General features: G+C 54.3%; 21 protein-coding genes. 5 read left to right on the top strand and 16 right to left on the bottom strand.

All coding sequences use genetic code 11. From position 1 onward, the window contains the following. Positions 1-45: 45 nt before the first annotated feature. The gene (gene nhaB / locus ACFK9X_RS13295) at positions 46-1,590 is read right to left on the bottom strand and encodes a Na(+)/H(+) antiporter NhaB (RefSeq protein WP_000406446.1); all 1,545 of its coding nucleotides are present in this window, start codon (positions 1,588-1,590) and stop codon (positions 46-48) included. Between the two features lie 219 nt (positions 1,591-1,809). On the opposite strand from nhaB, the gene fadR reads away from it, so the two are divergent. Next, a complete protein-coding gene (fadR, locus tag ACFK9X_RS13290; RefSeq protein ID WP_000234826.1) occupies positions 1,810-2,529 on the top strand; it encodes a fatty acid metabolism transcriptional regulator FadR in 720 nt (239 codons plus the stop codon). Positions 2,530-2,575: 46 nt separating this feature from the next. Here the strand turns inward: fadR and ACFK9X_RS13285 are convergent, their stop codons facing one another. Continuing rightward, positions 2,576-4,108 carry a SpoVR family protein gene (locus ACFK9X_RS13285; RefSeq protein WP_151116703.1) on the bottom strand — a complete coding sequence of 511 codons (1,533 nt, stop codon included), beginning with the start codon at positions 4,106-4,108 and terminating at the stop codon, positions 2,576-2,578. Positions 4,109-4,430: 322 nt separating this feature from the next. Here ACFK9X_RS13285 and ACFK9X_RS13280 point away from each other — a divergent pair, with 322 nt between their 5' ends. Next, on the top strand, positions 4,431-5,723 hold the full coding sequence (locus tag ACFK9X_RS13280; RefSeq protein WP_151116701.1) for a D-amino acid dehydrogenase: 1,293 nt from the start codon (positions 4,431-4,433) through the stop codon (positions 5,721-5,723). A 17-nt stretch (positions 5,724-5,740) separates the two neighbouring features. Continuing rightward, positions 5,741-6,811: a catabolic alanine racemase DadX gene (gene dadX / locus ACFK9X_RS13275; protein WP_151116699.1), complete on the top strand. Its 1,071-nt coding sequence runs from the start codon at positions 5,741-5,743 to the stop codon at positions 6,809-6,811. A gap of 62 nt (positions 6,812-6,873) precedes the next feature. On the opposite strand, the gene ACFK9X_RS13270 is transcribed toward dadX, so the two are convergent. Both ACFK9X_RS13270 and ldcA read right to left on the bottom strand, forming a co-directional pair. Continuing rightward, positions 6,874-8,607 carry a potassium/proton antiporter gene (locus ACFK9X_RS13270; protein WP_000338376.1) on the bottom strand — a complete coding sequence of 578 codons (1,734 nt, stop codon included), beginning with the start codon at positions 8,605-8,607 and terminating at the stop codon, positions 6,874-6,876. A gap of 96 nt (positions 8,608-8,703) precedes the next feature. After that, complete coding sequence (ldcA, locus tag ACFK9X_RS13265; protein ID WP_151116697.1) at positions 8,704-9,618, bottom strand: muramoyltetrapeptide carboxypeptidase; 915 nt, start codon at positions 9,616-9,618, stop codon at positions 8,704-8,706. 170 nt (positions 9,619-9,788) lie between these two features. Here ldcA and emtA point away from each other — a divergent pair, with 170 nt between their 5' ends. Further along, complete coding sequence (gene emtA, locus ACFK9X_RS13260) at positions 9,789-10,400, top strand: membrane-bound lytic murein transglycosylase EmtA (RefSeq protein WP_000776974.1); 612 nt, start codon at positions 9,789-9,791, stop codon at positions 10,398-10,400. A 13-nt stretch (positions 10,401-10,413) separates the two neighbouring features. On the opposite strand, the gene ycgR is transcribed toward emtA, so the two are convergent. Further along, positions 10,414-11,148, bottom strand: a complete 735-nt coding sequence (ycgR, locus tag ACFK9X_RS13255; protein WP_000017414.1) for a flagellar brake protein YcgR — start codon at positions 11,146-11,148, stop codon at positions 10,414-10,416. A gap of 168 nt (positions 11,149-11,316) precedes the next feature. Between ycgR and ACFK9X_RS13250 the strand changes: the two genes are divergently transcribed. Then, positions 11,317-11,571, top strand: coding sequence for a GlsB/YeaQ/YmgE family stress response membrane protein (locus tag ACFK9X_RS13250; protein WP_151116695.1), 255 nt, complete (start codon positions 11,317-11,319; stop codon positions 11,569-11,571). A 62-nt stretch (positions 11,572-11,633) separates the two neighbouring features. On the opposite strand, the gene ACFK9X_RS13245 is transcribed toward ACFK9X_RS13250, so the two are convergent. The 11 genes from ACFK9X_RS13245 to hyaA all read right to left on the bottom strand — a co-directional run bounded on the left by ACFK9X_RS13245 (position 11,634) and on the right by hyaA (position 23,585). After that, positions 11,634-13,343 (bottom strand): alpha,alpha-trehalase, encoded by a 1,710-nt coding sequence (locus tag ACFK9X_RS13245; protein WP_151117940.1) that lies wholly within the window; start codon positions 13,341-13,343, stop codon positions 11,634-11,636. A 213-nt stretch (positions 13,344-13,556) separates the two neighbouring features. Further along, positions 13,557-14,831 carry a Glu/Leu/Phe/Val dehydrogenase gene (locus ACFK9X_RS13240; RefSeq protein WP_001519734.1) on the bottom strand — a complete coding sequence of 425 codons (1,275 nt, stop codon included), beginning with the start codon at positions 14,829-14,831 and terminating at the stop codon, positions 13,557-13,559. A gap of 394 nt (positions 14,832-15,225) precedes the next feature. Further along, positions 15,226-15,315, bottom strand: coding sequence for a cytochrome bd-II oxidase subunit CbdX (gene cbdX / locus ACFK9X_RS13235; protein WP_000270306.1), 90 nt, complete (start codon positions 15,313-15,315; stop codon positions 15,226-15,228). A 12-nt stretch (positions 15,316-15,327) separates the two neighbouring features. Continuing rightward, on the bottom strand, positions 15,328-16,464 hold the full coding sequence (appB, locus tag ACFK9X_RS13230) for a cytochrome d ubiquinol oxidase subunit II (RefSeq protein ID WP_151116693.1): 1,137 nt from the start codon (positions 16,462-16,464) through the stop codon (positions 15,328-15,330). An 11-nt stretch (positions 16,465-16,475) separates the two neighbouring features. After that, entirely contained in the window at positions 16,476-18,020 is a 1,545-nt protein-coding gene (appC, locus tag ACFK9X_RS13225) for a cytochrome bd-II oxidase subunit 1 (protein WP_000263617.1), read from the bottom strand. 74 nt (positions 18,021-18,094) lie between these two features. Then, the gene (locus ACFK9X_RS13220; RefSeq protein WP_000063376.1) at positions 18,095-18,943 is read right to left on the bottom strand and encodes a hydrogenase expression/formation protein; all 849 of its coding nucleotides are present in this window, start codon (positions 18,941-18,943) and stop codon (positions 18,095-18,097) included. Then, complete coding sequence (gene hyaE / locus ACFK9X_RS13215) at positions 18,940-19,344, bottom strand: hydrogenase-1 operon protein HyaE (RefSeq protein ID WP_001262580.1); 405 nt, start codon at positions 19,342-19,344, stop codon at positions 18,940-18,942. Before hyaE ends, ACFK9X_RS13220 begins: the two co-directional genes overlap by 4 nt. Continuing rightward, the gene (gene hyaD, locus ACFK9X_RS13210; protein ID WP_151116691.1) at positions 19,334-19,930 is read right to left on the bottom strand and encodes a hydrogenase 1 maturation protease; all 597 of its coding nucleotides are present in this window, start codon (positions 19,928-19,930) and stop codon (positions 19,334-19,336) included. Before hyaD ends, hyaE begins: the two co-directional genes overlap by 11 nt. Further along, the gene (hyaC, locus tag ACFK9X_RS13205; protein ID WP_000147031.1) at positions 19,927-20,658 is read right to left on the bottom strand and encodes a Ni/Fe-hydrogenase b-type cytochrome subunit; all 732 of its coding nucleotides are present in this window, start codon (positions 20,656-20,658) and stop codon (positions 19,927-19,929) included. Before hyaC ends, hyaD begins: the two co-directional genes overlap by 4 nt. 18 nt (positions 20,659-20,676) lie before the next feature. Then, positions 20,677-22,470 carry a Ni/Fe-hydrogenase large subunit gene (gene hyaB / locus ACFK9X_RS13200; protein WP_000070986.1) on the bottom strand — a complete coding sequence of 598 codons (1,794 nt, stop codon included), beginning with the start codon at positions 22,468-22,470 and terminating at the stop codon, positions 20,677-20,679. Next, positions 22,467-23,585, bottom strand: a complete 1,119-nt coding sequence (gene hyaA, locus ACFK9X_RS13195; RefSeq protein WP_079787412.1) for a hydrogenase 1 small subunit — start codon at positions 23,583-23,585, stop codon at positions 22,467-22,469. The genes hyaB and hyaA overlap by 4 nt, the downstream gene beginning before the upstream one ends. Between the last annotated feature and the right edge of the window lie 62 nt (positions 23,586-23,647).

Raw genomic sequence — 23,647 nt, 5'->3', positions numbered from 1 at the left:
ATCAGGCAAAAATCGGAGCCGGGCGGTGTATTGCCCGGCCAAACGTTACGAAAGCGTTGCTAACCATCCTGCCTGAGTCATCCATTCGGTGGCCGGCGCAAGAGTGAATTCGACGCACAGTAGCCCTATCAGGGTCAGTACGATAGTGTACGGTAACGCCATCCAGACCATACGGCCATAGGAGAGACGGATTAACGGCGCCAGCGCGGAGGTCAGCAGGAATAAGAATGCCGCCTGACCATTTGGCGTCGCTACCGATGGCAGGTTAGTACCGGTATTGATGGCCACGGCTAAAAGCTCAAACTGTTTTAAGCTGATAGCGCCGTTTTCCATTGCCGCCTTCGCTTCGTTGATATAAATGGTGCCGACAAAGACGTTATCTGAGATGGAAGACAACAGGCCGTTAAAGAGATAGAACAGCGTTAGCTGCGCGTGTTCAGAGGCTTGCAAGACGAACTGAATAATCGGCGCGAAAAGATGTTGATCGATAATAACCGCCACAATGGAGAAGAAAACGGTTAACAGCGCAGTAAACGGCAGCGACTCGGTAAACGCTTTGCCGATGGCGTGTTCATCGGTTACACCCGTTAACGCGGTGGCCAGAATAATGACCGACAGACCAATCAGTCCCACCTCCGCGAGATGGAGGGCGAGGGCGGTAACCAGCCAGACGCCAATAACCGCTTGGACTATTAGTTTAATTTTATCCTGGCGGGTGCGCTTCTTACGGCTTTGATCGTCGAATTGCTGCAAGACGTCACGGACTTTTTCGGGCAACGTTTCGCCATAGCCAAACCAGCGCATTTTCTCGACCAGCATACAGGTTAACAGTCCACATACCAGTACCGGGACGGTCACAGGCGACATCCGCAAAAAGAAGTCGCCGAAATGCCAGCCAGCCGCTTTAGCGATGATCAGGTTTTGCGGCTCCCCGACCATGGTCATGACGCCGCCCAGCGCCGTCCCCACGCCCGCATGCATCATCAGGCTACGTAAGAATCCGCGGAATTGCTCCAGCACCGTTTTGTAATGCGGATCGATATGGCTGTCGTCCAGCATATCGTTCTCTTCGCCGCGCGATGAGGCCACACGATGGTAAATCCCGTAAAAACCGACGGCGACGCTGATCACCACCGCAACGACGGTAAGCGCGTCAAGGAAAGCCGACAAGAACGCGGCGGCGACGCAAAAGGCCAGCGACAGAACCATCTTCGAGCGGATACTGAGTAACAGACGGGTAAAAATAAACAGCAATAACTGCTTCATAAAGTAGATGCCTGCCACCATAAACATCAGCAGCAGCAAGACTTCCAGGTTGGCGGCAACCTCTTCACGTACATGGGCGGCGCTGGTCATGCCGATGATAACGGCTTCAATGGCCAGTAACCCGCCGGGCAGCAGGGGGTAACACTTTAACGCCATCGCTAGGGTGAAGATAAATTCTGCCACCAGCAGCCAACCGGCAACAAAGGGATTAGCTAAGAAAATGAATGGGTTAACAATTAAAAAGACAAGTAGTGCCAGTTTGTACCAGTCGGGCGACTGGCCTAAAAAGTTGCGCCACATGGCGCGACCCCATGAGATCTCCATGAAATTTTTCCTTACCTAGAAAAATGAAATAGCGTTTTTATGTTTAAACACAGAGAGTAGCGAGCGCGACGAATGCAAGCAAGTCCTTAACGATATTGGCAGGCGATATCAGAAATGGTGCCTTGATCCCCTTTTTCTTCATTGCGTCCGCTATCAGGTGTTACGCCCGTCTGGTATGATGAGTGCAACTATGTTTTGCTGTGTAATGGAAATCTCACTATGGTCATTAAGGCGCAGAGCCCGGCGGGTTTCGCGGAAGAGTATATTATTGAAAGTATCTGGAATAACCGCTTTCCTCCTGGCACGATCTTACCGGCAGAACGAGAACTCTCCGAACTGATCGGCGTGACGCGCACGACATTACGCGAGGTGTTACAGCGGCTGGCGCGAGATGGCTGGCTGACCATTCAGCATGGCAAACCGACAAAGGTTAATAATTTTTGGGAAACGTCAGGGCTGAATATCCTTGAAACGCTGGCCCGCCTTGATCATGAAAGCGTTCCGCAACTGATCGACAATTTGTTGTCGGTGCGTACCAATATTTCTACTATCTTTATTCGTACCGCGTTGCGTCAACACCCGGATAAGGCGCAGGAAGTGCTGGCCACTGCCCACGAAGTGGCCGACCATGCCGATGCATTCGCCGATCTGGACTATAACATCTTTCGTGGTCTGGCATTCGCCTCCGGCAATCCTATTTACGGCTTGATCCTGAACGGCATGAAAGGGTTATACACCCGCATTGGTCGCCACTATTTCGCCAATCCGGAAGCGCGCAGTCTGGCACTGGGTTTCTATCATAAATTATCGTCGTTATGCGAGCAGGGCGCGCACGACCAGGTGTATGAAACGGTGCGACGTTACGGGCATGACAGCGGCGAGATTTGGCATCGGATGCAGAAAAATCTGCCCGGCGATTTAGCGATTCAGGGACGATAATCCCGCGATGCCCGGTAAGCGCAAACACTACCGGGCAGCATCTCGATTACAGCATGTTCATGCGCGGCGGACAACGCTCCAGCAGTTCTACGCTGCCATCCTCATTTTGTTGCTCCAGCATCACATCAAAGCCCCATAACCGATGCACATGTTTCAGCACCTCTTTGCGGCCTTTATCCAGCGGTGCGCGGTTATGCGGGATATAACGCAACGTCAGCGATCTGTCGCCGCGTAAATCCACATTCCAGACCTGAATATTCGGATCCAGGTTGCTCAGGTTATACTGTGACGACAGTTTTGATCGAATCTCCCGATAACCTTCTTCGTTATGAATGGCGGAGATCTCCAGATAATTATGCCTGTCATCATCAAGTACCGTGAAGAAACGGAAATCACGCATCACTTTTGGCGACAGGAACTGGCTGATAAAGCTTTCATCTTTAAAATCGCGCATGGCGAAGTGCAGCGTTTCCAGCCAGTCGGAACCGGCAATATCCGGAAACCAGTATTTATCTTCATCCGTGGGCGACTGACAAATACGTTTGATATCCTGGAACATGGCAAAGCCGAGCGCATAGGGGTTAATTCCGCTATACCAGGGGCTATTATAGGGCGGCTGAAATACGACATTGGTATGGCTGTGTAAAAACTCCAGCATAAAGCGTTCCGTCACTTTGCCTTCATCATACAGATGGTTCAGGATGGTGTAGTGCCAGAAGGTCGCCCAGCCCTCGTTCATGACCTGCGTCTGTTTCTGCGGATAAAAATACTGGCTGACTTTACGCACGATGCGCAGAATTTCGCGCTGCCACGGCTCGAGCAACGGGGCGTTTTTCTCCATAAAATAGAGCAGGTTTTCCTGCGGTTCAGCGGGAAAGCGGCGTGCTTCGGCGACAGTTTTTTCTTCCTCGCGTTTTGGCAGCGTGCGCCACAGCATATTCACCTGGCTTTGTAGATACTCTTCCCGGCTTTTTTGTCGCGCTTTCTCTTCCTGCAACGAGATTTTCTGCGGGCGCTTATAGCGATCGACGCCGTAATTCATCAGCGCGTGGCAGGAGTCGAGCAGTTTTTCTACTTCATCCACTCCGTAGCGTTCTTCACAGCGGGTAATGTAATTCCGGGCGAAAATCAGGTAATCGACGATAGAGCTGGCATCCGTCCAGCTCCGGAAGAGATAATTATTTTTAAAAAAGGAGTTGTGTCCGTAACAGGCGTGCGCCATGACCAGCGCCTGCATGGTGATGGTGTTTTCTTCCATCAGGTAGGCAATGCAGGGATTAGAGTTGATCACAATTTCATAAGCCAGTCCTTGTTGACCATGCTTATACAGACGTTCCGTCTCAATGAACTTTTTGCCAAACGACCAGTGCGGATAGTTGATCGGCATCCCGACGCTGGAGTAGGCGTCCATCATCTGTTCGGAAGTGATGACTTCAATTTGGTGCGGGTAAGTATCCAGTTGGTAGAGCTTCGCCACGCGGTCTATCTCTGCCAGATAGACATCCAGCAGATCAAATGTCCAGTCGGGTCCATCGCTCAAACGTGTGGTGTCCTTGTTCATGGAATCAATCATTGCCATTCGCGCACCCTCATTGTTGGCGACGCTCTCTGTATGGAGCGCCTCCTTTCAAGCATAGAACACCATGTTAAAAAACGACTTGATCGTGAAAACTTTTCTTTGCGATTTCCTCCACATTGAACGGCAAAAAATCGGGTATTGGCATCATTTTATGCTGTATAGCCATGCCGCGTAGCAGGAGATCCCAAACCAGTGGGATCGCTTGTCTTTAGGGTATATGTGAAGCACGTCACCATAAAAAAGTCATATGTTGAATAATATTTTCATCTGGGTTATCAAGATGTAATCAGAAGATTGTTCTTTTACTATTAACGGAGTGGCTATGCGAGTTGTCATCCTGGGGAGTGGCGTAGTTGGCGTGACCAGCGCCTGGTACTTGAGTCAGGCGGGGCATGATGTCACCGTCATCGATCGCGAATCCGGCCCGGCGCAAGAAACCAGCGCGGCGAATGCCGGACAAATTTCACCGGGATATGCGGCGCCCTGGGCGGCCCCTGGCGTACCGCTGAAGGCGATAAAATGGATGTTCCAGCGCCATGCGCCGCTGGCGGTGCGTCTGGATGGCACCCCATTTCAACTGAAGTGGATGTGGCAAATGCTGCGTAACTGCGATACCCGGCATTATATGGAAAATAAAGGCCGCATGGTGCGCCTGGCGGAATATAGTCGCGACTGTCTGAAAACGCTACGCGCCGCGACCGGTATCGAATATGAAGGTCGCCAGGGGGGAACGCTACAACTCTTCCGCACCGCGCAACAGTATGAGAACGCCACCCGTGATATCGCCGTGCTGGAAGATGCCGGGGTGCCGTATCAGCTTCTGGAATCCAGCCGACTGGCGGAAGTTGAACCCGCTCTGGCTGAGGTTGCGCATAAATTAACCGGCGGGCTGCGCTTACCGAATGATGAAACCGGGGACTGTCAGCTCTTTACCCAGCGTCTGGCGCGCATGGCGGAGCAGGCGGGCGTAACCTTTCGCTTTAATACTCCCGTGGAAAAATTACTGTACGAAAATGATCAGATTTACGGCGTGAAATGCGCCGATGAGATCATTAAAGCAGATGCGTATGTCATGGCGTTTGGATCGTATTCGACGGCGATGCTTAAAGGCATTGTTGATATCCCGGTGTATCCGCTGAAAGGCTATTCATTAACCATCCCAATCGTCGAGCCAGACGGCGCGCCGGTATCAACGATTCTTGATGAAACCTACAAAATCGCTATTACGCGTTTTGATAAGCGTATTCGCGTGGGGGGAATGGCAGAAATCGTGGGCTTTAATACCGACTTACTGCAACCGCGCCGCGAGACGCTGGAGATGGTTGTGCGCGATCTCTTTCCGCGCGGCGGTCATATTGAGCAGGCCACATTCTGGACCGGCCTGCGCCCCATGACGCCGGACGGCACGCCGGTAGTAGGACGTACCCGTTATAAAAATCTGTGGCTTAATACTGGACACGGCACTTTAGGCTGGACGATGGCCTGCGGTTCAGGCCAGTTGTTAAGCGATATCTTGTCGGGTCGTACGCCAGCGATACCCTACGACGATCTGAGCGTGGCGCGATACCGTTCCGATTTTACGCCCACCCGCCCGCAACGTTTGCATAGCGCATAACTGATAAAGGAAGTGAAATGACCCGCCCTATACAGGCCAGCCTTGATTTACAGGTAATGAAACAAAATTTGGCTATTGTGCGCCGGGCGGCCCCAGAGGCGCGCGTCTGGTCGGTAGTGAAAGCCAACGCCTACGGCCACGGTATTGAACGCGTGTGGAGCGCGCTGGGCGCCACAGATGGTTTCGCTATGCTCAACCTTGAAGAGGCGATTACCCTGCGTGAGCGCGGGTGGAAAGGGCCGATATTGATGCTGGAGGGGTTTTTCCATGCGCAAGACCTGGAGGCGTATGACACTTATCGGCTGACCACCTGCATCCACAGTAACTGGCAATTGAAAGCGCTGCAAAATGCGCGGCTTAACGCGCCGCTGGATATCTATGTCAAAGTCAACAGCGGCATGAACCGACTCGGTTTTCAGCCTGAGCGGGCGCAGACCGTCTGGCAGCAATTGCGGGCAATGCGCAATATCGGTGAAATGACCCTGATGTCACATTTTGCTCAGGCCGATCATCCGGAAGGTATCGGGGAGGCGATGAGGCGTATTGCGCTGGCGACGGAAGGCCTGCAGTGTGCATACTCGTTATCAAATTCGGCAGCGACGCTGTGGCATCCCCAGGCGCATTATGACTGGGTCAGGCCAGGCATTATTTTGTATGGCGCGTCGCCGTCAGGACAGTGGCGGGATATTGCCGATACCGGACTAAAACCCGTGATGACGCTGAGTAGCGAAATTATTGGCGTGCAGACGTTGAGCGTGGGTGAAAGGGTAGGCTATGGCGGAAGGTATTCTGTGACTCAGGAACAACGCATTGGCATCGTCGCGGCGGGTTATGCCGATGGCTATCCACGCCATGCGCCGACCGGGACGCCTGTGCTGGTGGACGGTATCCGTACCAGAACAGTAGGCACCGTTTCAATGGATATGCTGGCGGTGGATTTGACGCCGTGTCCGCAGGCGGGAATCGGCACGCCGGTTGAATTATGGGGCAAAGAAATTAAGGTCGATGATGTCGCCTCTGCGGCAGGTACGCTGGGCTATGAGCTACTGTGCGCCGTAGCGCCGCGCGTGCCGTTTGTGACAACGTAACCTGACTCAGGCTAAGGCGTCGACCGGTCCACCTGGGGGCGGGTCGACGTTGTCCGGCGACCTTATTCTGCTTCATCTTCGGCGACGCGTACCCCAATCTTGCGTACCACGTTATCTTCTTTTTCAGCTACCGTCCAAATCATGCCGCCAAACTCCACCTGATCGCCGACGACCGGCGCAGCGCCCAGCAGTTGCTGTATGATTTCACCCAGGGTTTGTTGTTTATCCCGGTATTCCGTTCCTTCTTCCAGCCCGTAGATAAGCGCCACGTCGGCGAATTTCGCATTCGCTTCGAGGATAAAATCGCCAAAGAAACGCTGATCTAACGAAACCGGCGGCGACTGGCTAAACAATTTGCCCAGCGCTGGCAGATCGCGCTCCCGGCCAATCACGCAGAGTACGTCGCCTTCCTGCAGGCGAGTGCTACCCGTGGGGTGAAACAGTTCATTATTGCGAAATAGCGCGGCAATGCGAGTTTCGTTCGGCATATGCAGGTCGCGCAACGCCGCGCCGACGCACCATTTGTCGGCGCTCAACTGATAGATGAATTGCTCCCACGGATTATCAGGATGGATGTCAAGCCCCACGCGCGATACTGGCCAGCCAACCGGAGGCACGACCACTTTGGCTCTTTTCGCCGCCCATGACAGCGATGTTCCCTGCAGAAGCAGCGACACCAGTACCACAAAGAAAGCGACATTAAAGAACAGGCGAGCGTTTTCAAGCCCGGCCATCATCGGGAAAACGGCGAGAATAATCGGCACCGCGCCGCGCAGTCCGACCCAACTGATGAAAATGCGCTCCCGAAGATTGAAGCCGCGAAATGGCAGCAGGCCGGTAAACACCGACAGTGGGCGGGCGAAGAAAATCATCCAGATGGAGAGAATAAGCGCAGGGACGGCAATCGGCCACAGATCGGAAGGCGTCACCAGCAGCCCCAGAACCAGGAACATCGCGATCTGCGCCAGCCAGGCTAGTCCGTCAAAGTTTTGCAGGATGCCGTAACGGTTGCGAATCGGGCGGTTTCCTAACAGGAATCCGCACAGATAGACCGCGAGAATGCCGCTGCCTTCAAGCGCGGTCGTCAAAGCAAAAATCAGAATACCGCCGCTGAGCGCCAGCATCGGATACAGGCCGCTGGGCAGAGAAATACGGTTGATCATCTGCTGTAGCAGGTAACCGCCGCCCAGGCCAAAAACAATACCGAGACCGAACTGTTGGATAATATGGACGGCAAACATCCAGTCCAGGCCGGTTTCATGCTTCTGGATCATCTCAATTAATGTAATGGTCAGAAAAACGGCCATCGGGTCGTTACTTCCCGATTCGATCTCCAGCGTGGAGCCTACACGTTCGTTTAGCCCTTTGCCGCCAAGCAGAGAAAAGACCGCTGCGGCGTCAGTGGAACCGACTATCGCGCCGATAAGCAGACCTTCGATAAGATCCAGATGAAACAGCCAGGCGGCCATCATACCTGTTAACCCCGACGTGATCAGCACGCCGAGCGTCGCCAGCGACAGCGCGGGGCCCAGCGCTACCCGGAAAGAGCTGGCCTGGGTGCGCATTCCGCCATCGAGTAAAATAATCGCCAGCGCCAGGTTACTGACCATATAAGCGAAAGGATAATTATCGAAAGGAATACCGCCAATGCCATCCACACCCGCTAACATCCCAATGGCGAGAAAAATGACCAGAATCGGGATACCCAGTCGCGATGAGAATGAACTTAACAGGATACTGCTGGTTACAAGGATGGAACCTAAAATAAATAGACTAATAATTGTTGCAGCATCCAACGTTTTATATCTCCTGACTCACACGACTTCGTATTATTTAACATTAACATAATAACGGCCAGGGCAGCGTTTTACTTAGCCTGTCGGGGACTTTTTTTATAATTGCAGCGTAGGATGACCAGATAAAGTGAGTTGAGTCCCCTGGCGCGTATTTTTAAGCGTCGCGTTTGCCCCGATAGGGAGCGTTACCGTACGCTGTTCATGCCCGAAGTCGAGACCGGTAATCAGCGGAACGGACAGACGGGAACGTAAAAACGCGTAGACGCTCTCCAGAGAATAGCCGGCGTCATACTCGTTGGGCGCCGCGCCGCTAAAGCTGCCGAGAACGATGGCGCTCTGGCGGTTTAAAATTCCGGCGTACTCCAGTTGCAAAAGCATACGCTCCACCCGGAAAGGGTGCTCATTGACATCTTCCAGCACTAAAATTCCTTTATCGATAGTCGGCATCCAGGGCGTACCGATAAGGGAAATCAACATCGCCAGATTTCCGCCCCATAAGGCGCCCTGTACGTCGCACTGAGGGCCGTCGCCTTGCCACTCTACGGTAAATTGCGCCTTGCGTAGCGCCAGCCAGAAATGTTGCTCGGTGAACGTATTCAGCGTTTCGGCGCCAAAATTTGCCGCCAGCATAGGACCGCTAAAGGTGATGACATTGGCCTGCGCCAGGAGTCCAGCCTGAATCGCCGTAAAATCGCTATGACCGCAAATCAGTAAGGGATCGCGCTGTTGCCGGGAGGCGAGCGCCTGCCAGTCGATACGATCCAACAAGCGGCTGGCGCCATAGCCGCCGCGAACCGGCATGACGATTGTATCCGGCGACGTTAGCGAGGCCAGCGAATTAACATCGGCCAGCCGTTCCGCGTCCGTACCGGCAAAACGCTGAAAGCGGCGACGAATCACCTCGTCATTCTCCACCTGATGACCCGCGTCAGTCAGGCGCTGAACGCCGCGTAACGCGGCCTGTTGGTTAATACAGTAGCCCGACGGGGCGATTAAATGAAACAGAGACATGGTAATTCCTTGCTGACAATAGAATGCAAATGTATATCATGCCGCATATATTAGGCGATGTCCCTCGTTGTGCGACGTTTCTGGATGCGCACCAGGGAGGCAACCTAAGTGCCTGGCCGGGGCGGTATGACCTCTTCGGCAGATAAGTTACGGCTATAAGGATAGATGACGTGAAATTAAGATGGTTTGCTTTTTTGGTAGTAATACTCGCTGGCTGTAGCTCAAAACAGGATTACAGGAATCCGCCGTGGAATGCCGAAGTGCCTGTAAAGCGTGCGATGCAGTGGATGCCCATCAGTGAAAAAGCCGGGGCGGCATGGGGGGTTGATCCGCATTTAATCACCGCGATTATCGCCATTGAATCCGGCGGCAACCCTAACGCGGTTAGTAAGTCCAATGCGATTGGCCTGATGCAGTTAAAGGCGTCGACCTCCGGGCGCGACGTTTACCGTCGTATGGGCTGGCGTGGCGAACCGACCACCAGCGAGCTGAAAAACCCTGAGCGTAACATCTCAATGGGCGCGGCGTATCTGAGCATTCTGGAAAATGGGCCGCTGGCCGGCATCAAAGATCCGCAGGTGATGCAATATGCGCTGGTCGTCTCTTATGCTAACGGCGCAGGCGCGTTATTGCGTACTTTTTCATCCGACAGGAAGAAGGCGATAGAAAAAATTAACGATCTGGATGCGGACGAGTTTTTTGAACATGTTGTTGATAATCATCCCGCGCCGCAGGCGCCGCGCTATATCTGGAAGCTTCAGCAGGCGCTGGACGCCATGTAGTTTAGCGTGAAGATTATTCTCGCACTTTATTCGCTCTTTCTCGGGCCTCGCGCTCAAGCGAAAAAATAATCCGCTGCAACTCCCGCTCTACCGCCGGGCTGACGTTAAGGAAACGAAAGCTCAGGCGGGGAGTGGTGATCGTTTCATTTTTCCCATCAATCACCTTACGCTCGCTGATGGCGATAAGCTGGGCGTCAACGTGAAAAATACCCCATGGCCCCATGTTCAGTTCAACCTGCGAAAAGCGCGCGCCTTCGATTAGTCCGTCGGGGATGGCGGATTCCAGTAGCGCGCCCATGCCGCCCAGCGAAAGATCAAACAGGCGAAAACGTAACGTACGGGTGTCCGGTAGCGTGGTGACGCCGTAATAAGGCGGATACAGCGGCGCGCCAATACGAAAATACTCCCGGCGCTGGACAAACCACAGTGACGACGGCAGGGGCGTGATAAAGGCCGGCAGCCGCTGATATTCGCCTGTAACGAGTTGCGGCAACGTGAACTCGACTTTTGCGCCCTGCGTTTCTGCGATAATGGCTACCTGTCCGGCACGTAATACGGCGCTATTTTCATATTCCTGGCTGCCGTAATCCACGATGAGTTTTTCCGGGTCTACCGCCAAAATTTTACTGATGAATTGACCATGCGCCCATGAAATACGCAGTGGAACCTGATTTTTATTTAAATCCCGTAGCACGCCTAATATCGCTAATGGATTTTTTTTCAGGAACTGCTCATTGTAACCACTCACACGAAATAACCCCTGATACGCAGACTATCTTTGGGTTATCGGCATCGGTAGAAAGAACTTAATAGCGATAAATAAATTTTTATGTCCGCGAGATAAATCAGTGTTCAGAAATGCGACGCTCGACTTTGCCTATACTTAAAACGTTTTTACTGGAAAGAGGGTTTGCAAATGGGAATTATCGCCTGGATTATTTTTGGTTTGATTGCCGGCGTTATCGCCAAATTGCTTATGCCGGGGCGCGATGGCGGGGGATTTATCCTGACCTGTATTCTCGGTATCGTCGGGGCGGTCGTTGGCGGATGGCTGGCGACGATGTTTGGTATTGGCGGCAGTATCAGCGGCTTTAATCTGCACAGTTTCCTGGTCGCCGTGATGGGCGCGATCGTGGTGCTGGTGATTTTCCGCCTTCTGCGACGCGGCTAACCGCTGCAGAACGTGTAAGCGTTGACCCGGTCAGCACCGGGTCAACCTACTATAAACACGCGTTACTGCGTCGCTGCAGACGGCGTTTTTGTCGGCGTTGCGCTTAACGATGCCGGACGAGTAGACGGCACGCTATCGCACGGTTTTTCCTGCGGACAAATCAGATCGAGCATTTTCAGCGTCACGCCGTTGGTCCAGCCAAAGCCGTCCTGAAGGGGATATTCGCCGCCGCCACCGCCGGTTCCGGTACTGCTGACATCATATTTTTCGACCAGTTTTTTCTCGCGATCGTAGGTGTGCTGCACATTGGTTAAAAAGCGCCAGGTGACTTCCATTGCCACGTCATCCTGCCCATAATTTTGCAATCCTTCGGCAGCGACCCATTGTAACGGCGCCCAGCCGTTTGGCGCATCCCACTGCTGTCCGCTTTTAACCGAGGTGGTAGCCAGCCCGCCAGGCTGTAGCAGATGCGCCTGGGCCGCCGCCACTTTCACGGCGCGATCTTTCGCGGCGGCGTTTACATAGAGCGGGAACAGCGCGGCAGCGGTGAGTTGGTCACGGATTTTATTGTTCTGCAGATCGTAGTCGGCATACCAACCCTCTTTGTTATTCCACAGATGCATTTCAATGGCTTTTTGCCGCGCGTTGGCCAGCGCGTCATATTGCGAGGCTTTGGCCCGATCGCCCGCCGCAGCGCTGGCGCGCGCGAGGGTTTTCTCCAGCTGATACAGCAGAGCGTTAAGATCGACAGGGACAATAGTGGTGGTACGAATGGTACTGAGCTGCTGCGGATTATCCATCCAGCGGGAGCTGAAATCCCAGCCGGAGGCGGCGGCAGATCGGAGGTCTCGATAGATCTCCGTTGCCGGGCGGTTGGGGTTGCTTTTGGCGGTAGCGATATCTTCAACCCAGGATTCAGGGCGGGGCGTATCCCGATCGTCCCAGTAGCGGTTGAGAACGCTGCCGTCCTCCAGTTTGACGACGCGTTGGTTTTGTTGCCCTGGCTGCAATGTCTCAACGCCCTCCATCCAGTAGGCGTACTCTTTTTGCAGTTGCGGCAGGTATTCTTTCAGCGCATCGTCACCTTCATGTTGCGCCAGTAACTCAACCATAAACGCAAAGAAAGGCGGCTGCGAACGACTCAGGTAGTAGGTACGGTTGCCGTTAGGAATATGCCCCCAAGCGTCAATTTCGTAACCAAAGTTCGCCACCATATCCGCCACCTTATCCCAGTGCCCGCTTTCCGCCAGCCCCAGCATCGTAAAGTAGCTGTCCCAGTAGTAAATCTCTCTGAATCGCCCACCCGGTACGACATAGGATTCAGGCAACGGCAAGAGCGAGTCCCACTTTTCGACGTTTTTAGTTGAACGTGTCAGCACCGGCCACAGGCCATCAATATGTTCACGCAATGACTGCCCGGCAGGCGGGACATATTTTTCACCCGCTTTCGGCAGGGTGAAGTTAACATCAACAAAATGACGTAAATCGAAGCCGGACTGGTTCCGCTGCATACGATAATCCGCAAGAATCATGAGCGGATCGCTATTAGGTATGGCGTCAGCAAAGGTTTTCTGATCGGGGAAGAGTTTTGCATTCTGGACATCATTAAAGAGCGGGCCAAGCAAAATATCCGGCGGCTGCGGAGTTTCAGTGTCGGAAGACGGGTCTGCGGCAGTCGCCGAAAACGATGCAAACGTCAGCAGCGTCCCTGCCAGCGCCAGTTTTATGGCTTTCTGCAGTAGAACAGAACGGCGAATCTCTGGGGGTATCATCAAGTTATCTCCTTAGCGGTGAGCCAAAGCCAACGGCATTTACCATGATAAAACCTTAGTCTACGATGACCAGATACGCGTGATTGAACCGCTATTTTGCGAACAAACAGACATTTTATTGAGACAGAATTTATCGGCGCGCGCGTGGAAAACGGGGTATACAGACAAAAAATCCACGCCGGGACGTGGATTTTAGCGCAATGATTTGTCGCCTTAACCTGGATAGATACCGCGATCTTTACGGGCCAACAGAATGCGCTCACAGGCGACAATATAGGCTGCGGTGCGCAGAGAACAGGATTTCTCAGTCGCTTTCTCCCAGACATGGACGATAGCGTCGGTCATGATTTTGTCCATGCGCGCGTTGATCTCTTCTTCGCTCCAGAAGAAGCTGGCCATATCTTGTACCCATTCGAAGTAGCTGACGGTTACGCCGCCTGCGTTACAGACCACGTCAGGCACCACAAGGATACCACGGCTGGCCAGAACATCATCAGCATCCGGATAGGTCGGGCCGTTAGCCCCTTCCAGCACCAGCTTACACGTCAGGGCTTCCGCGCGCTGACGAGTTATCTGGCCTTCAAGCGCCGCCGGGATCAGAATATCCATCTCCAGACGCCAGAACGCATCGCTGGCGATAGTTTCCGCGCCCGGGAAACCGGCTATCTGCTTGTGTTCTGTCTGCCATGCCGTGAGCGCTTTCATGTCAATACCGGTGGCGTTAAACAGCGTCGCGGTATGATCCTGAATCGCCACGACACGGGCGCCAGCGCCTGCAAACAGACGCGCGGCTTCGCTGCCGACGTTACCAAAACCCTGAACCGCAACGCGAGCGCCTTCAACGGCGATATTCGCCCGACGCGCGGCTTCCAGCCCGCTGACGAAAACGCCGCGCCCCGTCGCCTTTTCACGACCCAGCGAACCGCCAAGATGGATAGGCTTACCGGTGACGACGCCAGTGACCGTCGTGCCATGATTCATGGAATACGTATCCATCATCCAGGCCATCACTTTACCGTTGGTGCCGACATCCGGCGCAGGAATATCTTTCTGCGGCCCGATGATAATGCCGATCTCGCTGGTATAGCGGCGGGTCAAACGCTCCAGTTCACCTTCCGACAGCGAGAACGGATCGACGCGGATGCCGCCTTTGGCGCCGCCGTACGGCAGATTCAGCGCGGCACATTTGATGGTCATCCATGCTGACAGGGCCATCACTTCATTGAGATCAACGTCAGGATGGTAGCGAACACCGCCTTTACCCGGACCTCGGGAGAGGTTGTGCTGCACGCGATATCCTTCGAAATGACGAATAGTGCCATCATCCATTTGTACCGGAATATCGACGATCAGAGCGCGTTTTGGGTGGCGCAGAGTATCCACCCAGGGGGATAACTCGCCCAGATAAGGGGCCACACGCTCGATTTGTTGCAGGTAGGTATTCCAGGCAGATGTGCTGCTATCTGAAGCGTAAGATAACTTATCCATGATAAACCTTAGTGATAAAAGTAATATGTTCTTTAATTGACCGTGGTACATAGTAGATCACACCATGTAGCGATAAATTTAACACTTTTTTAAACAATTAACTCAGATCAAAAATGGCAGGCAGTTGGATTTTCGTTATGATTTTGGATGGGAAGTGGTTAACTATCCGCTATAAGAGGTGATATATTGCTAATTATGCAATTAATTGCTTAAATATGCGAAATATGTGCAAGGTGGCTATTTGTCATAATTATGACGCACCTCTAAAAGTAAACGTTATGATAACGACATGTATCAATGTTATGTCGTCCTGTCGGCGGGGAAACGTCTTCACCAGGCGCGTAAAAAGATAAAAATAACCGGAGTCAGACGGCGCTGACCCCGGTTTACCTCTTTATTGTTGACGCGACTCAAGCCACACCAGCACCAGTGTCGACAGTGAGCACATCAGCAGAATGCCGACAAACCACAGTAAATACCACATCGCTCCCGCTCCCTAATAAAGTTCATGATCGTTGCGGCGGAGGGTCTCCAGGTTGATACTCCCCAACATTTTGTAATAGCTCCACAGCGTATAGAGCAGTACGATCGGCAGAAAAATCAGCACAATCACCAGCATGATTTCGAGCGTCATCTGGCTGGAGGTGCTGTCCCACACCGTCAGGCTGGAGAGAGGACTAACACTCGACGGCATCACAAAAGGAAATAGCGTTATGCCGGCGGTAAAGATGACGCAGGCCTGGGTCAGGGAAGCGAACAGAAATCCACGAATAGTCTGACCGCGAAGGCAGGCATAGAAAGCCAGAATCGGCAGGATCATACCGAGCAACGGGATGATGAGCAGTAGCGGCGAGCGTATAAAGTGGTTCATCCATGCGCCAGGGAGTATCGCCACGCCTTTTAAGAGCGGATTGGAAGGACCGTTGGCATCCTGCGTGAGTAAGACAAAGCCATCAACGCCGGCCCACAGCCAGTAACCGGCCAGCAGGAAGCAGATCACGATCAGCAGCGCGCTGTGGCGGGTGGCCGACAGAGCCCGTTGACGAATAACGCCCTCCGTTTTCAACTGTAACCAGACGCCTCCTTGCATAATCACCAACGACAGACTCAATAATCCACACAGTAGGGCAAAGGGCGAGAGTAACTGCCAGAAGGTGCCAAAATAGTCAACATGAAGCTGCGGCGTGAAGGCAAACGGCACGCCTAAAAACAGGTTGCCGAACGCGATGCCGAATACGACTGGGGGCACCAGGCTGCCGATAACCAGACCGGTATCCCACAGCGCGCGCCAGCGGGCATTGGCGATTTTACCCCGATAATCAAAGGCCAGCGGGCGAAAGAAGAGGGCACACAGCACCAGGATCATCGCCACATAAAAACCGGAAAACGCGGCGGCATAGACCCGTGGCCAGGCGGCGAATAATGCCCCGCCCGCGAGAATCAACCATACCTGGTTTCCTTCCCAGTGGGCGCCGACGCTATTGATCAATACCCGGCGTTCGTCATCGTTGCGCGCTATCAGCGGGAGCAGGCAACCGACACCCATATCAAACCCGTCAGTTACCATAAATGCCACCAGGATGACGCCGATCAGCAGCCACCAAATGAACCGCAACGTTTCATAATCCAACATGATTGTCTCCTTTATCCCTGTTGTTGCGCTTGTTGTTGATGTTGCATGGCGCTTGGCCCAAGACGCGCGTACTTCTGCATCAGATAGACTTCCGCGATTAAAAACAGGGTGTAAAGTCCGAGGATAAGCCCCATTGAGAAGGCCAACTGGCCCGGCGTCAGCGCGGAGTGAGCGTACCAGGTCGGCAGAATGTCCTGAATCGCCCAGGGCTGACGGCCAAACTCCGTCATAAACCAACCGGCTTCAATGGCAATCCACGGTAACGGCAGGCTCCAGAGCGTCATACGCAATACCCAGCGATGCTGGTCGATACGCATTCGCAGCGTCTGTATCAACGCAATCAACATCACCACTAACAGCAGCGAACCGCAGCCGACCATAATACGGAAACTCCAGAACACCGGCGCCACCTGAGGAATAGCGCCACGCTGGGCCGCACGATACTGCTCCGGCGTCACATGGTTCATATCCGGGGCATATTTCGCCAGCAGAATGCCGTACCCCAGATCGCCCTCAACGGCGTGAAACGCATTCAGTACCTGCGGCGAGCGATTGCCTTGCGCTATCTCCTGCATGAGTAGCCAGGCCTCCCGGCCACGCTTCAGGCGCGGCAGAGCGTCGTCCATCAGGTTTTTTAACCCCGGAACCGGCGTATCCAGCGAATGGGTGGCCAGAATACCCAGCAGAGCAGGGATCTTCACGGCAAATGCATTACGCTCCTGTTCCTGCTGCGGCCAGGCAATCAGATGAAACGGCGCGGGCGCGGGTTCGGTTTGCCATTCGCCTTCCATCGCCGCCAGTTTCACCGGCTGAATTCGGGCGACCTCGTAGGCCGAACTGTCCCCCAGTTGCAGGGTTCCCAGAATGGCCAGTGTGCCGAATACTGAGCCGATAGCAAACGAGCGCAAGGCCACCTCACGCTCGCGGCCACGTAGCAGATACCAGGCGCTGATGGACATAATAAACATGGCGCCGGTGACATAACCGGACATGACGGTATGGACGAATTTCACCTGGCTCACCGGGTTAAAGACCAGATCGCTGAAGCTGCTCATTTCCATCCGTAACGTATCGATGTTGAAATGAGCGCCGGTAGGATACTGCATCCAGCCATTGGCATTCAGAATCCATAATGCTGAAATATTGGAGCCGAAGGCCACCAGCCAGGTGACCAGCAGGTGTTGGTATTTATTCAGCCGCTGCCAGCCGAAAAAGAACAGGCCGACAAAAGTGGATTCGAGAAAGAAGGCCAGTAACGCTTCCATCGCCAGCGGCGCGCCGAAAATATCGCCCACATAGTTCGAATAGAGCGACCAGTTAGTCCCGAACTGAAACTCCATGGTCAGGCCGGTAGCCACACCGAGAGCAAAATTGATCCCGAAGAGCTTGCCCCAGAAACGCGTCATATCGCGGTAGACGGTTTTCCCCGTCACCACATAGATCGTCTCCATGACGGCCAGCAAAAAAATCAGCCCAAGCGTAAGAGGAACAAATAAAAAGTGATACAGCGCGGTCAGCGCAAACTGCCAGCGCGATAAGTCAATGACATCCCACATGCTAACTCCTGTAGGCAGAAAGAGAGTAAAAAGCTAATCAGTACCGGACACCGGTGACGTTCCTGTTGAGAGCGTTAGCGCGTCTCCAGCCATCGGCAGACTTCATCCAGGCGCTGGCGCGAATCGGCCAGATCTTCCGGGGCCGCCAGTACCAGCTCCGGCAAAAGACAAATCTCATAGCTATCGAGCAATGGCCCTTTAAGGGCGTCCAGACAGCGCACATGCCAGAGATGGCGCAATGCTGTGGCGTTGATTTGGCTTTCGCCATACCCGGAGATGCGAATCTGGATGTTCCCGTGTCCGCATAAACGCGCCAGAAAAAGGCGATCGGCCTCGCTGAGCGGCAGTTGGGTCAAATTGATGCTGTGAGGTTGCAACGCCGGATCGCGTACGTGCGCCAATAACTCATGGGCCAGCGGCAGTCCATTCATCAGACCAGCGACAGGCGGAGGCAGCAGAGAGTCGTCAGGCAACGTATCGGCAGTCGCCGCTTGCCACAATGTCAGGGGCGCGCTACCCGCTTCCAGACGATCCGTCAGCAGACGTCGGTTATGCAGATGGCGTACCCGCCACAGGCCGCAGAAGATGGTCTCCTGGATCTCGCTTTCACTCCCGTCCGGATGCTGAATGCGTACCGAGACTTCGCCTTCGCCCAATAGCGTATTGAGGAATGAGAGATCATCGGCATTCAGGGGAGATAACTCCCATCCCAGCACGTCGCCGACTTCCGGGATGCGCCGGGCAAGCTGACCTCGCAGATCGGTCAACAATGCCATCACCGCCGGGCTGTGAGCGCAGCGCTCCAGCGCCGCCATACTTGGGTCGCCATTGACCTGACAGGTGAGCGGTAAGGGATTCATCGAGAAACTAGCGTCATCAGGCTGCGTACCTGGCCCCAGCAGATGAAAAAAGGCGTTGCTCATTGTACTGTCTCCTGCGCTGCGGGAGTGTCAACCATCGAACGCATCAGCGTGAGCAGTTCAGCCCAGGGATGAATGCCGCTGAGCGCGCCGCGTAGCTCGCCGTCTGTAAAAACCAACGTCGCCGGAAACCGACGTACATTAAAGCGATCGCCGATAGCTTCGCTTTGTTCAAGGTCGGCCACCGCCACCTGCCAGTCAAACTGCGGGAACTCACGCAGGAGTTCGGCAATCATCACCGGGTTATCGCTGACTTCCGGCGTACGCCGCGGATCGCTACTTAACAGGATGACGCCATCTCCAACCCGTTTGATCCAGTCGTCTACCGTAGAAGCCTCTACCGGTTGCCATCCACGGGTTAACAGGCGTTGCCATAGCGCAGAGAACGGGGTGTCATTCGCCACTTCTTTTGCCCTCCAGACGTGTCTGATACTGACGTATGCGCACTCCCTCATAATTTTCCATCGACAGGCATTTATAGTTCAGGCAGCGTGCGACCTCGTTTGCCTGCGGTACGATCCCCCAGGCGGCCAGTTGCGCCAGGGCGGCCTGTTCCGCCGCCGGTAGCTGGCCGCGAGCTATTTCGCTCAGGCTACCGCCGTAGTCGTCCAGGTGCGCCGGTTGCAGACCGACCAGCGCAATGTGACAGGGCAGATGCCCGCGGATGTCGGACAGCGCCAGAACTTCGGAAAAACTGTTTTGATGCAGGCTCATTTTTTTGGCGCTGAGATACGCGGGGATTTTCTCGCCGGCATAGGTTCGCAGGCTGCCCGGCGCCAGGCCGTAATCGATCGCGTCAAGGAGCAGGAGATGGCTGGCTTGCTCAACATAACCTAACAGGTTTAGCCCTTGCGTACCGCCGTCCACAATTTCTACCTCTTCAGGCCAGTGATATCGGGCATACAAACGCTCCGCGACCCGGATACCGAATCCTTCATCGGCCCACAGCAGGTTTCCTAACCCCATCACCACTACGCGTTGCGCATTCATGAGGGCTCCTTGTCGTGCGGTTTGGGGAATTTGTGGCTGCGATAGCCATTGATCATGGTGGAGATCACCGTATCGTCGGACATAATGTCTTCCCGGATAGCGAGGTAAACGTGCCCGACGATGAAGGCGGCGATCAGCCACATACCCAGTCGGTGCCAGCTGTGAATATCGATGGAGTTGCCGCCGGTCCAGTAGAAAAATTCAACCACATAGCGGAACGGCGCAAAGATGGCGTACTGGCTATGCTCGCCAAACAGAGCGAAACCGGTGAGGATCATAAATACCGACAACAGGAAATAGCCGAACATCGCGGCCTGCGCGACAGGGTTATGTCCGATGTCGCTCCCCGGTTTTTTCTCCAGAAACAGATACCAGCGGACCACGGAGAAAGCGCCTTGCCACCAACTGCGACGCCAGACCGGGACGATAAACAGCTCTCGCGAATAGCGGTTGCCGACACAGGCCCAATAAATTCGCCCCAGCAGTAACACGGTAAAGATCATCGCGGCGGCAAAGTGGATCAGCCGGATATAGCCCATGTAAAACAGATAGGTCGCCTCGCCACTCACCGACGGCAAGGGCCGGCCAATGAAGTAGCCTGTTACCATCAGTACCAACATGCAGGCCACCGTTAGCCAGTGCCACAGGCGTACCGGCGCTTCAAACACATAGTGGCTGACGGCAGTATCACGCGCCTCCCCGACGCGTGGAGATAGCTTTCCAGTCATCGTTCTTTTCCTTAACGCTTAGCGTACCTGGACGGCAATCAGTTCGCTGCCGTCGTCGCCGAGCACGTGGGTTGAACAGGCGAGGCAGGGGTCGAAGCTGTGCAGCGTCCTCAGGATTTCTAACGGTTGGTCGGGAATCGCCATTTGCGTTCCCATCAATGCCGCTTCATAGGCGCCGATCTGTTTTTTAGGATCGCGCGGGCTGGCGTTCCAGGTGGTGGGGACCACGCACTGATAGAGTTCAATCTTCTGATCGCGTATTGACGCCCAGTGTCCCAACGCTCCACGAGGCGCTTCGGTAAAACCGATGCCGCGGCAGTGCTGCGGCCAACTGGCCGGTTCCCATTTCTCGGTATTGGCGGTGGCCAGGTCGCCGTTTTTCAGGTTGGTCATAAGCCTGTCGAAAAAATACTGCAGCTTACCGACGGCCCATTGCGCTTCGTGCGCGCGGCATAAAATACGGCCAAGCGTAGACTGGATACCGGAGAGCGGCAGTTTAAGGGCAGACATCATGCGATCTACCGACTCTATGGTGGCGGCATCCCCTTTGTGATACGCGATAAGCGTTCGGGCAAGCGGGCCGACTTCCATGGCATGACCCCGCCAGCGCGGCGCTTTAATCCAGGAGTAGCGTTCCTGCTCGTTGAGCTGCTGGATATGCGTATCGCTGCCTTTGACATCACCGGGGTTGTACCAGGGATCGGTAATGCCGTCAAAAGGATGACGCCCCAGCCGATCGTCCGGATAGCGGTACCAGGCGTGATCCACAAACTCCTGTATCTGCTGCGGATCGGCCAAATCTACCGGCATGACATTTTTAAAATCGCCATTGACCACCGCGCCGCCCGGCATTAACAGGCTTTGCTGGCTGAAGTCGTTGGCAATGTCCGGAAATGCGCCGTAGCTCAGCACGCATTTATCCGACAGACCGGTGCCAATTTGACTCCATGCTTTATTGAACTGGCCGATAGCCAGCGCGTCCGGAACCATCACGTTGTTAATGAAGTCGGCGGTGCGGGTGATGATCGACTGCACCAGGTTGAGGCGCTCCATATTGACAGCCCCGACCGCGCCGCTTTGATCGAGATTGATTGCGCACGGCATCCCGCCGACGATCCAGTTAGGATGGGGGTTCTTACCGCCAAATATGGTATGGATTTTGACGATCTCGCGCTGGAAGTCGAGGGCTTCAAGATAGTGGGCAAAGCCCATCAGATTAGCCTCTGGCGACAGTTTGTACTGTGGATGTCCCCAATAGCCGTTACGGAATATCCCAAGCTGGCCGCCATCGACAAATTTCTTCAATCGATTTTGTACGTCAAAGAAGTAGCCCGGCGATGACATCGGCCAGGCGGAAAGGCTTTGCGCCAACTGCGAGGTGGCGCGCGGATCGGCTTTCAGCGCATTCAGAACATCAATCCAGTCCATACCGGCTAACTGATAAAAATGGACCAGATGATCGTGACACCACAACGTAGCCAGCATGATGTTACGTATAATATTGGCGTTATCCGGCACCTGGATACCAATCGCATCTTCGATAGCGTACACCGATGCCAGAGCATGTACCCCGGTACATACACCACAAATACGTTCAACAAACGCCCAGGCGTCACGCGGGTCACGGCCTTGCAGAATGATCTCCAGCCCGCGGAACATTGTGCCGCAGGAAACGGCATTGGTAATGACGTTTTGCTCATCAATGTTCACTTCGCAGCGCATATGCCCTTCGATGCGGGTAATCGGGTCCACGATCAGACGACGGCCGGCGTCGTTAACGGTATAACCCTGGGTTTGATACTGGTTACTCATGCCTGTTTATCCTCATTGTCCGGCTGTGGTTCGGCTTGCGCTAACTGTTGTTTGTGGCGTTTACGTTGGTTGAGCGCGCTGGCGATAGCGTGACCGCCAACGCCCGCCGCGACCACGCCCAGCGCGGTCAGCCCCACCGTATCGGCGGTTGAATGGGTACCCATCTGGGGAATATCCACCACGCGGCTATAAAACGAGCCGCGATCCCAGAAACCATTTTCTGAACATCCCAGACATCCGTGACCGGACTGGATAGGAAAGGAGACGCCGTCATTCCAGCGAGTGGAGGAGCAGGCGTTATAGGTGGTTGGCCCTTTACAGCCCATCTTGTACAGACAGTATCCCTTGCGGGCGGCATCATCATCCCAGCTCTCGACAAATTCACCGGCGTCAAAATGGGCGCGGCGGTAGCATTTATCGTGGATACGCTGACCGTAGAACATCAGTGGACGGCCCATGCGATCGAGTTCCGGCAGACGATCAAACGTCACCATATAGGTGATAATGGCGCTCATGACATCCGGGATTGGCGGACATCCAGGGACTTTCACGATCGGCTTGTCGGTGATCACTTTATCGATAGGCGTTGCCTGGGTTGGATTGGGGCGGGCGGCCTGGACGCAACCCCAGGAGGCGCAGTTTCCCCAGGCGATAATAGCGCTGGCGCCTGCGGCGGCTTTCTTCAGTTTTTCAATAAACGGGCGGCCGCCGCTGATACAGAACATTCCTTGCTCTCCTAACGGCGGATTGCCTTCCACCGCCAGAATGTATTTCCCGGCGTAGCGAGTGGTAATATCGTCAAAGACTTCTTCGGCCTGTGCGCCGGCGGCGGCCATCAGGGTGTCGTCATAATCAAGGGAAATCAGCGAGAGGATCACATCTTTGGCTAGCGGGTGCGAGGAACGGATAAAGGATTCGGTACAGCAGGTGCATTCCAGTCCATGAATCCAGATCACCGGAATTCGCGGTTTATTCTCCAGCGCCCAGGCGATCTTTGGCGTCATTCCGGCGCCCAGTCCCAGCGATGTGGCGGCAAGGCTACAGAATTTGAGAAAGCTGCGTCGGGTCACTCCCTTACGACGCATGGCTTGATAAAAGGTCTCCTCGTTATTCATAACGCGTATTTTTTCTCCTTTTTGCACCACGCTCCGCCAGGGGCATAAGGCGCTTTTGCGGG

The sequence above is a fragment of the Salmonella sp. WC3 genome (assembly GCF_042932255.1).
In the GTDB taxonomy this organism is placed as follows: domain Bacteria; phylum Pseudomonadota; class Gammaproteobacteria; order Enterobacterales; family Enterobacteriaceae; genus Salmonella; species Salmonella enterica.
Note: the sequence above shows the minus strand (reverse complement) of the source record. Positions and strands in the feature narration are given on the sequence as shown.

Bases quoted from the DNA above. Each gene is read 5' to 3' on its own strand.
- nhaB (WP_000406446.1), bottom strand. From the start codon at position 1,590: ATGGAGATCTCATGGGGTCGCGCCATGTGGCGCAACTTTTTAGGCCAG.
- fadR (WP_000234826.1), top strand. From the start codon at position 1,810: ATGGTCATTAAGGCGCAGAGCCCGGCGGGTTTCGCGGAAGAGTATATT.
- ACFK9X_RS13285 (WP_151116703.1), bottom strand. From the start codon at position 4,108: ATGGCAATGATTGATTCCATGAACAAGGACACCACACGTTTGAGCGAT.
- ACFK9X_RS13280 (WP_151116701.1), top strand. From the start codon at position 4,431: ATGCGAGTTGTCATCCTGGGGAGTGGCGTAGTTGGCGTGACCAGCGCC.
- dadX (WP_151116699.1), top strand. From the start codon at position 5,741: ATGACCCGCCCTATACAGGCCAGCCTTGATTTACAGGTAATGAAACAA.
- ldcA (WP_151116697.1), bottom strand. From the start codon at position 9,618: ATGTCTCTGTTTCATTTAATCGCCCCGTCGGGCTACTGTATTAACCAA.
- ACFK9X_RS13250 (WP_151116695.1), top strand. From the start codon at position 11,317: ATGGGAATTATCGCCTGGATTATTTTTGGTTTGATTGCCGGCGTTATC.
- ACFK9X_RS13245 (WP_151117940.1), bottom strand. From the start codon at position 13,343: ATGATACCCCCAGAGATTCGCCGTTCTGTTCTACTGCAGAAAGCCATA.
- ACFK9X_RS13240 (WP_001519734.1), bottom strand. From the start codon at position 14,831: ATGGATAAGTTATCTTACGCTTCAGATAGCAGCACATCTGCCTGGAAT.
- cbdX (WP_000270306.1), bottom strand. From the start codon at position 15,315: ATGTGGTATTTACTGTGGTTTGTCGGCATTCTGCTGATGTGCTCACTG.
- appB (WP_151116693.1), bottom strand. From the start codon at position 16,464: ATGTTGGATTATGAAACGTTGCGGTTCATTTGGTGGCTGCTGATCGGC.
- appC (WP_000263617.1), bottom strand. From the start codon at position 18,020: ATGTGGGATGTCATTGACTTATCGCGCTGGCAGTTTGCGCTGACCGCG.
- ACFK9X_RS13220 (WP_000063376.1), bottom strand. From the start codon at position 18,943: ATGAGCAACGCCTTTTTTCATCTGCTGGGGCCAGGTACGCAGCCTGAT.
- hyaD (WP_151116691.1), bottom strand. From the start codon at position 19,930: ATGAATGCGCAACGCGTAGTGGTGATGGGGTTAGGAAACCTGCTGTGG.
- hyaC (WP_000147031.1), bottom strand. From the start codon at position 20,658: ATGACTGGAAAGCTATCTCCACGCGTCGGGGAGGCGCGTGATACTGCC.
- hyaB (WP_000070986.1), bottom strand. From the start codon at position 22,470: ATGAGTAACCAGTATCAAACCCAGGGTTATACCGTTAACGACGCCGGC.
- hyaA (WP_079787412.1), bottom strand. From the start codon at position 23,585: ATGAATAACGAGGAGACCTTTTATCAAGCCATGCGTCGTAAGGGAGTG.